The organism is Gordonia sp. GONU (genome assembly GCF_024733855.1).
GTDB classification, from domain to species: domain Bacteria; phylum Actinomycetota; class Actinomycetes; order Mycobacteriales; family Mycobacteriaceae; genus Gordonia; species Gordonia amicalis.
The window spans coordinates 59,068-69,156 of sequence record NZ_JANRHB010000024.1; the positions used below are offsets into that span (position 1 = coordinate 59,068).

Sequence of the window (10,089 nt, forward strand, 5' to 3'; positions counted from 1 at the left end):
GGTCACATGTGACCCGCGTCCCACGTAAGGTCGGAGAGATGAGCGGGGAATCCACCACCGAGACATCCAGCAACGAGAACCGGCCCGCCGCCGGTTCGCACGGCCGCGAGTTCGACGTCGTCGTCTACGGCGCCACCGGCTTCGTCGGCGAGATCACCGCCCGGTATCTCGCCGACCACGCCCCGATCGGCACCAAGGTCGCGCTTGCCGGCCGCAACGAGTCCAAGCTCGCCAAGGTTCGCGAACGACTGCCGCTCCGGGCGCACGACTGGCCCCTGATCGTCGCCGACTCCAACTCGCCGGCCGCGCTCGATGCGATGGTGGCCCGCACGCAGGTCATCTGCACCACGGTCGGCCCCTACCTGAAATACGGCGAGGCACTCGTGGTCGCGGCCGCGACCGCCGGGACCGACTACGTCGACCTCACCGGCGAGGTCCCCTTCGTCCGCTACTCCATCGACAAGGCGCACGACACCGCCGTCGCCTCGGGTGCACGCATCGTCCACTCCTGCGGATTCGACTCCGTCCCGTCCGACATCACCACCTACGCGCTCTACAAGAAGGTCGCCGAGGACGGGGCGGGCGAGATGACCGACACCACCCTGGTGGTGAAATCGATGCGCGGCGGCCTGTCCGGCGGCACCATCGACTCGATGCGGGTCATCGCCGACGAGGCCAGGAACTCGCAGGCCCGGCGCCTGATGCTCAACCCGCAGGCCCTGTCCGGCGGTCCCGGCGAGGTCCCGCGGGTCAGCATGTCCGACGAACCGAGCGACCTGTCGATCATCAGCGCCAAGAAGGTCGACCCCTCGCTGCGCGGCACCCTCGCCCCGTTCTTCATGGCGGCACACAACACCCGGATCGTTCGGCGTTCGAATGCGCTGCTGGACAACGCCTACGGCTCGAACTTCCATTACGCGGAGACGATGAACGTCGGCGGCGTCCCGGCCGTGTCGACGCTGGCGGCCGGCGCGGTGGCCGTCGGGACCGGCGCCTTCATGGGTGCCATGAGCTTCGGTCCCACCCGTCGCCTCCTCGACCGCGTCCTCCCGAAGCCGGGCGACGGTCCCAGCGAGAAGTCCCGTAACAGTGGTTATTTCGTGGTCGAGACGTTCACGCGGACAACCACCGGCCGGCGCTACCGCACGCAGATGCGCGCCCAGGGCGACCCGGGTTACAAGGCGACCGCGGTGATGCTCGCCGAGAGCGCCCTGGCGCTCGCGCTCGACCGTGACCGACTGCCGGCTCGCACGGGGGTCCTGACAACCGCTGCGGCCATGGGCGACGCCCTCATCGACCGTCTCCGCGACGCCGGATTCACCATCGAGGCAACCGAACTCGGCTGAACCGGTGCGCGAGCACCGGTTCGCACATCGTCTGGCACTCTCCGTCCGAGAGTGCTAGACGAGTGCGCGGACCGGTGCTATCTTCGGTGTCAGTACAGCGTTGAGCTGCTCGCCTGACGAGTGGCGAGCAGCCTTGTGAGACAGGAGGTGAACTGCTGTGCTGCGTTTCGATCCCTTCTCCGACATGGATGCCTGGGCCCGGGGCATGCTGACCGGCTCAGCGGCCGGAACCGCGCGTACGCCGAAGTTCATGCCCTTGGACCTCTACAAGGTCGACGACCACTACATGCTCGTCGCCGACCTACCAGGCGCGGACCCGGGCTCGATCGACGTGAGCGTCGACAACGGCGTACTCACGTTGTCCGCCCAGCGAAGTGCCCCGTCCGACGAGGGTGTCCAGTGGCTGGCCAGCGAACGGTTCTCCGGCACCTACCGCCGCCAGGTCACCCTCGGTGACTCCATCGACAGTGCCGGCATCTCCGCGCGCTACGACAACGGCGTGCTCACCGTGACCATCCCGGTGGCCGAGAAGGCCAAGCCGCGTCGCATCGAGGTGGAGAGCCACAACAGTTCGCAGGCCATCGAGACCGGGACTGTCACCTAACCCGAAACCCATGTCCCCGAGCATCATCGGGGAGATCGCACCGGACGGTCGGTTCGCCGGACAACGGCGCACCGGCCGTCCGGGTGGTCATCGGCGGTCCGTTACGGACTATCGGCCGGTCCACGTGGACAGCGGTTCCGGACGGCCGAAGAAGAACCCCTGCGCGTAGTCGAAGCCGAACTCGGTGAGGACCTCCAACACGTCGTCGCTCTCGATGCCCTCCGCCACCATCCGCAGACCGGTGGCCGCCGCCATCTCCGAGATCGCCCGCACCACAGCACGATCGGAATGACTGTGGATCAGCTGGGCGATCAGCGTGCGATCGACCTTCAGGACGTCGACCGGCAGGTCCCGCACATAGCGGAGGGCGGAGAAACCGGCGCCGAGGTCGTCGACGCAGATGGTGCACCCGAGGTCGTGCAGCGCGTTGACGGTCCGGGCCGCCGAGGTCTCGAGGCGGATCACCTGATCCTCGCGGACCTCGATCCAGACCCGGGCCGGATCGACGCGGTAGTCGCGGATCAGACCGTCGATGTAGGCGACCAGGCCGTCGTCGGACAGCTGCTGTCCGGAGAGGTTGAGCGACACGAAACCCTCGTCACCGGTCATCCGGGAGATGTCCGCGGCGAGATCCCGGATGGCTTCCCCGATGGCATGCCGGCCGATCGGCGCGAGCAGCGAGATGCCTTCGGCCACCGCGAGAAACGCATCTGGGGCGAGTACTCCGGATTCGGTGTGCCAGCGCAGGAGCGACTCATAGCCGACCACCCGACGGTCGGGCATTGCGACGATCGGTTGGTAGAAGACCGAGAAGTCCCGCTCGACGGACCGGGTGAGCCATGCGGCGAGGTCGACCTCCGCGCTGATCTGCCGCACCATACTCGGGTGCGCGAACTCGACAGGCACCCGGCGGGTGAGCGCGACGCACAGGGCGGCGTCGGCGTGACGCACCAGATCGGCCTCGTCCGAGACCCCGTCGAGGTCGGCGCCGACGGCGACGCCCATGCAGACGTCTAGGAACCCGCTGCGATCTCCGTCGCTGACGGTGTGCGCACCGAGTTTGCGCCGTGCCGCGTCGATGAGCGCGTCATGGCCGCCGTCGGTGGCCGAGAGAGTTATCAGCCACTGCAGATCCGACCTGCGTTCGAACCGCGCACGTGGACTGATCGGCATCAGGACCTGGGCGACGAACAATTCGGCGATGGACACGACGGCGCCGTGCCCATAGGCGACGACGGCACGGTGGTAAGGGTCGACCTCGACGGCGATCACCGTTGCGCCGCGACTCAACACTGCATCATCTGCTGTCGTCCGATCCCCCCGACCGCGGCCCGATCGCCGCGTTCCTCGGGAGGATTTTAACCGCAGTCCAGCTCGTCCTGTACAGCACAACCCGACCCGAAACCGGTGCAATTCATCGGATATGATCCGCGGACTCAGGGGAAGTGGCGCCGTCGGCAATCGTCGATGCAGCGCATGATCTGTGTGTCGTGGCCGGGAAAATCTGCGCCTTCTGTATCCGACGACTCTCGTTGTCGATTTGACCTCCATCGGATTCGGGGTGCCGCGGGCCGCATTCTGTTTCATCGCACCCCGCAAACAATTAGAAAGGCTAGAAAACGGCTGCTAAGGTGGGAGACAGTCCTGTGTGCAACGCCACTCAGGATTCGTTAGTTCGGGTTATGATCTTGATCCCGTAAATCACCGAGTTCGGAGAACCCGTGGTCGCTCGCTCGGCCGAAACGACGGAAAGCGGTCCCGGCGTATGGCCTTGATCAGAAACGTGATGCGCCGCTATGACGCGCGGTCCATGGCAACGCTGATCAGTACCGGCGGCGTGCTCCCACTGCCCATCATCAGCGTCCTCGCACCCGACACCCTGAAGCCGGGAAAACTGGTCGTCCTGATGGTCATCTGGTCGTTCATCGCGCTGGTGTTCACCGTCACGATGCTCCGTCGCCGGCTGACCGATCCGGAGTTCGCGGTCCTGGGCGGCCTCGGCATCGTCGGCGTCGGTGGCACATCTTTGATCCTCGCCGACCCCCGCTCCTCGGCCCTCGTGCTCGCGATCGTGGCGGCCATTCCCGCCATCGGCGCGATCACCGCATCGACCCGGCTCATCCTGTCGCATCTGGCGATCGCGACCCTGTGCGCGGTGGTCGTCCTCGGCGTCACCACGACGTCGGGGCCGGCATTCCTGATCAGCTTCGGGTCCATGTTCGGAATCATCGTGGTGCCCGTGTTCCTCGTCGTGGCCCTCCGCAAGTCGATGGAGGCCGTCCTCGACCAACAGACCCGTCTGTGCGGGATCGATCCCCTGACCGGACTGCTCAACCGCCGCGGATTCCTCATCCGCGCTTCGCGACTGTTGTCCGCTGCGCGCTCGTCCACCGGACGGATCGGCATCCTGCTTCTCGACGTCGACCATTTCAAGCGGATCAACGACGAGTACGGGCACCTCGCCGGCGACGGCGTCCTGCTGTCCGCGTCCGCCGCCATCCGCGAACACGCCCCTGTCGGTTCCGAGGTGTGCCGCTACGGCGGCGAGGAGTTCCTGCTGTTCCACGTGGTCCACGACGAGAACGAGCTGTGGCTCTGCGCCGAACGTCTCCGGGCCGCGGTGGCCGCCACGGCTCCGGTGACGGTCAGTGTCGGAGGCGTCTGTGCACCGCTGGTGTCCTCGCGCAACGGCACTGCCGGCTCCACCGACGACGTGATCGGGGACCTGCTGGGCCGCGCCGACGAATGCGTGTACCGGGCCAAGGAGAGCGGCCGGGACACCACCGTCATCGACACGATCGATCCGGTCGTGTGGAACGACGGCACGTTGAGCGCCCACGCTGCCGAGGACCCACCGGCATCGCCGCCGTCGGCAAGCCTGTACGAGGTCTTCTACCAGCGTCCGGCCGACTTGCTGGAGATGGACACCCGGCCCGGGAGACGCTGAGCATGTCCCGGCGACTGCAGGATGTCGGCTTCCGTCCGCATCCGACGCCAGGTCTCCTCGGTGGTGTGTTCCTGGAGGCGGGCCCGATCCCACCACATGAGTCGGGTCGAGTAGCGCTCGTCGGGGAACGGCGTCGGCGGCACCGACTCGTCGACGCGGCCGCCGCCCGACTGCCAGCGCCGCAGCACGTGATCGGCGGCAGTGGCCATCATGTGATCGGTGCCCGACATCTCCATGATGACCAGCCCCAACCGTGACAGCTGCCCGGCCACAGACCTGGCGATGGGTGATCGCTCATCCACCCAGGCCGTCTTGACCTCGACGATCCCGCCCGCAAGCCGTTCTTCGATGGCATTCACCAACTGCACCTGACCGGGCTGTCCGGCCCACTCGACGAGGGCGTGGGACTGCGCCGCCGCACTGAACCGCGGCTGGACGCGCAGCCCGCCGCGAACCTGATCGGACTCGTCGAGCACGGCGAAGAACAGGGCCGTTCCCGAACCTGAGGAGACCTCGTCGTAATCGAGTGCGGCCGCACAGCCGTGCCGGTCGTATGACGCGGCGGCCCCGGCGAGGTACTTGTCCCACAGGAGCCGCTCCCGGCGCGGACTGGCCGCGATGACCGTGTACTCCGTACCGGCCTCCGGGGCGGTGGCCCGAAGCATGCCGGTCTGTACCACTTCACTGGCGGTTTTCATCGTTTTCATCGCAGTATTGTGCCTTCCAGAAATAAGGAATTCGTTGCGAGATCTCCCCTGACCCCGCGTGTTATGTTGCCACAACGACAATTTTGTGCTGGTGCAGAAGCGTTCTTCTCGTCCAAAATCAGCACATATAGGCCCAGTTGGCGACGCCGAGTCGGGTAAGCCACCATGAGGTATGCACTACACGCCGGCCACTGCGGCCAACGTCTACTCGGAGTCCGATGTCCCCGTTTCTCTCCTGGACGACGACGCGATCGACGTGACCGACATGACCGTCCAGACCCGCCGTGCACTCGACGAGATCCTTCCTCCGGTCGACCCCTCGGTCCGGGATGAGGAATGTCGATTTGCATACTTTCCGTGGCGCAAATCGCTGGTGAAGATCCCCGGTCCGATCTCTTATCGTCGGCTGCGGCTGGACCGTAACAGGCATAAGCTGACCGCGGCCGATCTCGACGCCGCCGCAAAGCTGCGCATCGGGATCGTCGGATTGAGCGTCGGCCACGCCATCGCCCTCACCCTGACCCTCGAGGGACTGACCGGCGAACTACGTCTGGCGGATTTCGACGACCTCGAATTGACGAATATGAATCGAATCCCGGCAACATTGCTGGATATCGATACAAATAAGGCCATCGTGGCTTCCCGACGTATTTCCGAAATCGACCCATACCTGACGACATCGGTGTTCACAGAGGGCATAACCAACGAGAACATCGACGAATTCCTCGACGGCCTCGACCTCGTCGTCGAGGAATGTGATTCATTCGACGTAAAGGTGCTGGTACGGCATCGTTGCCGCGAACTCGGTATTCCGGTGCTGATGGAGACGAGTGACGGCGGAACCCTCGACGTGGAGCGATTCGATCTCGAACCGGAGCGCCCACTGTTCCATGGTCTGGCCGGGGATCTCCGCATCGAGGACCTGGTGGGCCTGGACCGGGCACATCTCACCCCCCTGGCCGTCAAGGTCCTCGAACCGGCGAGGGTCACCGCGCCGATGGCGGCGTCGGCGATCGAACTCGGGCACACGGTCACGGCCTGGCCGCAACTCGCCGGCGACGTGCTGCTCGGCGGTGCGACCGTCGCCGCCGCGGTCCGCCGCCTCGTCCAGGGCCGTCCGCTGCCGTCCGGGCGCGTGCGCTTCGACCGCGACACCTGGCTCGACGGACTCACCGATCCCCTCGACGGTGGCGGCGGCACGGACGCCGGTACCGCCGAATCGCTCGCGCACAACGAGATCCCGGTTGACGAGATGTCCGACCTCGAGCTCATCACGCACGCCGCGGCGCGAGCCCCGTCGGCGGGCAACCAGCAGCCGTGGCGGATCAGCGTCGACGACGACACCGTGACCATCGCCCTCGACCGGGACCGCACCTCGACGCTCGACGTCGAGCACCGGGCCTCCGCCGTCGCGGTCGGTGCCGCCCTGCACAACGCCCGTGTCGCCGCGGCCAGTCGCGGTGTGCTCGACGACATCGAGATCGTCGAGGACGACCAGACGGTTCTCGGACGTGTCCGGCTCAAAGGCCTCGGTGCGGGAGTGCACGCGCCCGAGTACGAAGGCGACCTTCAGGCCCTGCTCGCGCGGAGCACCCGGCGTGGGCCCGGCGACGGCTCACCGCTCGGCGACGAGGACCTGCTCCGACTCACCGATGTGGCCGACACCGAGACCACCCGACTCGTGCCCCTGTCCGACCGCACGCGGATCACGACCTTCGCCTCGATCTCGGATCGCTCCGACCGCGCGCGCTTCCTGACCCCCGAGCTGCACCGCGAGATGTTCGCCGAACTCACCGCCGACCCCGCGGCCGGTGCCGGGATCGACATCGCGTCCCTCGATCTGCCGCCGGCGATGGCCGGCATGCTCGACGTGCTCCGCCGGGCCGACGTGATGTCCCTGCTCGACGGGTGGGGCGGCGGCGCGGCGCTGGGGGCGGACGCCGCGGCGCGGGTCGCCTCGGCGTCGGGAATCCTGCTCCTGGTCCAGAGCGGGCGTACCCGGGCGGACTACCTGCGAGCCGGGCTCGTCGTCGAACAGCTGTGGGTGGCCGCCGAGCAACTCGGCTATACCGTGCATCCCATGACGCCGGCCTTCCTGTACGCCCTCGACGACGCGACGGCGCGCAGCCTGTCGGACAACCACGGCGACCTTCTCGCGGGCCTGCGTCGCGAGATGGACGAGTTGTGTCCGGTGACCGACGACGAGGCCGTCACCATCGCGCTGCGTGTGTCCCGCTCGGAGAAGCCGGTCGTGCGCAGCAGGCGGCTGGCTCCCTGATCAGCGGCGCCTGACCGGCCAGGCCGGCCGACCGTCTAGGCCTGGCCGGGATTGAGCTTGATGAACAGCGCATCCATCTCGGCGCACAGGCGGTCACCGTCGTGCATGGTGCCCCTGATGAACACCTTGCGGCCCTCGACCCGCTCCGCCCACGCGTGCACGCGCAGCGTCGTGTTCAGCGGGGTGACCGAGCGATACTGCACGTTCAGGTAGGCGGTGCGGCTGACGTGCTGCACGGCGACGGCCGAGGCGAAACCGCCGACGTCGTCGAAGGCGACGGCGATGTGCCCGCCGTGCGCGGCATTGTTGCCGCCGAGGTGGAAGTCGCGGAAGACGAGGTCGGCGATCACGCCGGTCTCGGTGACCTCGACGACCTCGTAGGGCGGGAGGGTGATGTTGCCGCGGGACGGCAGGTCGATCCGGGTGCCGGCCGGCGAATGCCATTCGTCGATGCGGACCTTCGCGAGGCGCTCGTTGACGGCGGTGAGGTGCTCGATGAGTTCGTCGACCAGTTCGTCGTCGGGGCAGGCGTAGCGCGCATTGTCCATCAGCAGGCGTACCTGTTCACTGAACTCGCCGTACCGTGAACCGCCACGATCGGTGCTGACGTCGATGTGGGCGCGGAACCCGCCCTCGTGCGGGTCTTCCTCGACGGTCTCTACGGCACGGTCGTTCGCTTCACTCACCGGTCAACCGTATAAGAAGACCGGTTCAGCGACCGGACCGGTGCTCCCCACCGGGGTCCGGACGGTGCCGATCGGAACGACGGTGCGCATCCAGATCGACGCACATCCCGTGCCGGGCCAGGTCCCGTGCCTGGCCGGGGACGAAGTCGGGGACGCCGCGTGGTCCACGTTCCTTTTCGTCCCGCATTTTCACCGCCCTCCCCACGACGACGGCGACGACCGCGGCCACTGCGCCCCACGCGACCACGACGAAAAGTATCCACCCCCAGGTGTTCATGGATCAAGCAAAGCACCCCGAACTGGGAATTTGCTGAAAATTCGCATCATATATGGTCCGCCCCGAAGCGGTACTCATCAGGACATTTGTTCCACTCCACCGGGTTCCGGGTCCTCCGGACCGCCGCGACCACGGACGTCCGCGGTCACTAGTCTGAGCGCATGAGCGCCGACGACACCCAGACCACCGACCAGCCGTTCGATCCGGCCCAGTGGGCCGAGGTGCCCGGATTCACCGACCTCACCGACATCACCTACCACCGGCACGTCGGTGAGGGCCGCGAGAACGGCATCGTGCGAGTGGCTTTCGACCGGCCGGAGGTCCGCAACGCCTTCCGCCCGCACACCGTCGACGAGCTCTACCGGGTACTCGACCACGCGCGCCGCTCCCCCGACATCGGCACGATCCTGCTGACCGGCAACGGCCCGAGCCCCAAGGACGGCGGCTGGGCTTTCTGCAGCGGCGGCGACCAGCGCATCCGCGGCCGTTCGGGATACCAGTACGCCACCAGCCACGACACCGACGTCGTGGGCGCCGGCGCCGACTCGGTCGACGAGGCGCGGGTGAAAGCCGAGGGCGGACGGCTCCACATCCTCGAGGTCCAGCGGCTCATCCGCACCATGCCGAAGGTGGTCATCGCAGTGGTCAACGGGTGGGCGGCCGGCGGCGGCCACTCGCTGCACGTGGTGTGCGACCTGACCCTCGCCTCCGCCGAACACGCCCGGTTCAAGCAGACCGACGCCGACGTGGGCTCCTTCGACGCCGGATACGGCAGCGCCTACCTCGCCAAGCAGGTCGGCCAGAAGTTCGCCCGGGAGATCTTCTTCCTCGGCGAGGCCTACGATGCGGAGACCATGCACCGAATGGGCGCGGTCAATCGCGTCGCGCCGCACACCGAGCTGGAGAACACCGCCATCGAGTGGGCCCGCAAGATCAACGGCAAGTCACCCACCGCTCAGCGCATGCTGAAATTCGCGTTCAACCTCACCGATGACGGACTCATGGGACAGCAGGTGTTCGCCGGTGAGGCGACGCGCCTGGCCTACATGACCGACGAGGCCGTGGAAGGCCGGGACGCGTTCCTGGAGAAGCGCGATCCGCGCTGGGACGACTTCCCGTACTACTACTGATCACTCGCTGCCTGAGGTGCGAGGAGCGCAAGCGACGAGCCACGAAGGCCTGGTGAGACGACGTCGCCGCCCTTCGTGGCTCGCGTCGCACGCCCCACAGGGCGCGGGGGTCCC

The 10,089-nt window shown here is 67.2% G+C and carries 9 protein-coding genes; 5 read left to right on the forward strand and 4 right to left on the reverse strand.

Annotated features, from left to right (window positions below):
- Nucleotides 1–38 precede the first annotated feature (38 nt).
- Both NWF34_RS18515 and NWF34_RS18520 read left to right on the forward strand, forming a co-directional pair.
- Entirely contained in the window at nt 39–1,346 is a 1,308-nt protein-coding gene (locus NWF34_RS18515) for a trans-acting enoyl reductase family protein (RefSeq protein WP_258325740.1), read from the forward strand.
- Between the two features lie 157 nt (nt 1,347–1,503).
- Nucleotides 1,504–1,950 (forward strand): Hsp20/alpha crystallin family protein, encoded by a 447-nt coding sequence (locus NWF34_RS18520; RefSeq protein WP_258325741.1) that lies wholly within the window; start codon nt 1,504–1,506, stop codon nt 1,948–1,950.
- Between the two features lie 108 nt (nt 1,951–2,058).
- Here NWF34_RS18520 and NWF34_RS18525 read toward each other — a convergent pair whose 3' ends face one another.
- A complete protein-coding gene (locus NWF34_RS18525) occupies nt 2,059–3,243 on the reverse strand; it encodes an EAL domain-containing protein (protein WP_258325742.1) in 1,185 nt (394 codons plus the stop codon).
- Between the two features lie 472 nt (nt 3,244–3,715).
- Here NWF34_RS18525 and NWF34_RS18530 point away from each other — a divergent pair, with 472 nt between their 5' ends.
- Nucleotides 3,716–4,897: a sensor domain-containing diguanylate cyclase gene (locus NWF34_RS18530; RefSeq protein WP_258325743.1), complete on the forward strand. Its 1,182-nt coding sequence runs from the start codon at nt 3,716–3,718 to the stop codon at nt 4,895–4,897.
- Here the strand turns inward: NWF34_RS18530 and NWF34_RS18535 are convergent.
- Nucleotides 4,843–5,604: a hypothetical protein gene (locus NWF34_RS18535; protein WP_258325744.1), complete on the reverse strand. Its 762-nt coding sequence runs from the start codon at nt 5,602–5,604 to the stop codon at nt 4,843–4,845. The two genes, NWF34_RS18530 and NWF34_RS18535, sit on opposite strands and share 55 nt — an antisense overlap.
- Nucleotides 5,605–5,776: 172 nt before the next feature.
- Here NWF34_RS18535 and NWF34_RS18540 point away from each other — a divergent pair, with 172 nt between their 5' ends.
- The gene (locus tag NWF34_RS18540; protein WP_258325745.1) at nt 5,777–7,882 is read left to right on the forward strand and encodes an Rv1355c family protein; all 2,106 of its coding nucleotides are present in this window, start codon (nt 5,777–5,779) and stop codon (nt 7,880–7,882) included.
- 35 nt (nt 7,883–7,917) lie between these two features.
- Here NWF34_RS18540 and NWF34_RS18545 read toward each other — a convergent pair whose 3' ends face one another.
- Both NWF34_RS18545 and NWF34_RS18550 read right to left on the reverse strand, forming a co-directional pair.
- Nucleotides 7,918–8,568, reverse strand: a complete 651-nt coding sequence (locus NWF34_RS18545) for a PaaI family thioesterase (protein ID WP_258325746.1) — start codon at nt 8,566–8,568, stop codon at nt 7,918–7,920.
- Between the two features lie 25 nt (nt 8,569–8,593).
- Nucleotides 8,594–8,845, reverse strand: a complete 252-nt coding sequence (locus tag NWF34_RS18550) for a hypothetical protein (protein WP_258325747.1) — start codon at nt 8,843–8,845, stop codon at nt 8,594–8,596.
- 161 nt (nt 8,846–9,006) lie between these two features.
- Here NWF34_RS18550 and NWF34_RS18555 point away from each other — a divergent pair, with 161 nt between their 5' ends.
- Nucleotides 9,007–9,975, forward strand: a complete 969-nt coding sequence (locus NWF34_RS18555) for a 1,4-dihydroxy-2-naphthoyl-CoA synthase (protein ID WP_258325748.1) — start codon at nt 9,007–9,009, stop codon at nt 9,973–9,975.
- The last annotated feature ends 114 nt before the right edge of the window (nt 9,976–10,089 follow it).

What these genes read in the sequence shown, in the direction of transcription:
- NWF34_RS18540 (WP_258325745.1), top strand. Translation starts at nt 5,777, where the DNA reads ATGCACTACACGCCGGCCACTGCGGCCAACGTCTACTCGGAGTCCGAT.
- NWF34_RS18555 (WP_258325748.1), top strand. Translation starts at nt 9,007, where the DNA reads ATGAGCGCCGACGACACCCAGACCACCGACCAGCCGTTCGATCCGGCC.
- NWF34_RS18515 (WP_258325740.1), top strand. Translation starts at nt 39, where the DNA reads ATGAGCGGGGAATCCACCACCGAGACATCCAGCAACGAGAACCGGCCC.
- NWF34_RS18535 (WP_258325744.1), bottom strand. Translation starts at nt 5,604, where the DNA reads ATGAAAACGATGAAAACCGCCAGTGAAGTGGTACAGACCGGCATGCTT.
- NWF34_RS18530 (WP_258325743.1), top strand. Translation starts at nt 3,716, where the DNA reads ATGGCCTTGATCAGAAACGTGATGCGCCGCTATGACGCGCGGTCCATG.
- NWF34_RS18550 (WP_258325747.1), bottom strand. Translation starts at nt 8,845, where the DNA reads ATGAACACCTGGGGGTGGATACTTTTCGTCGTGGTCGCGTGGGGCGCA.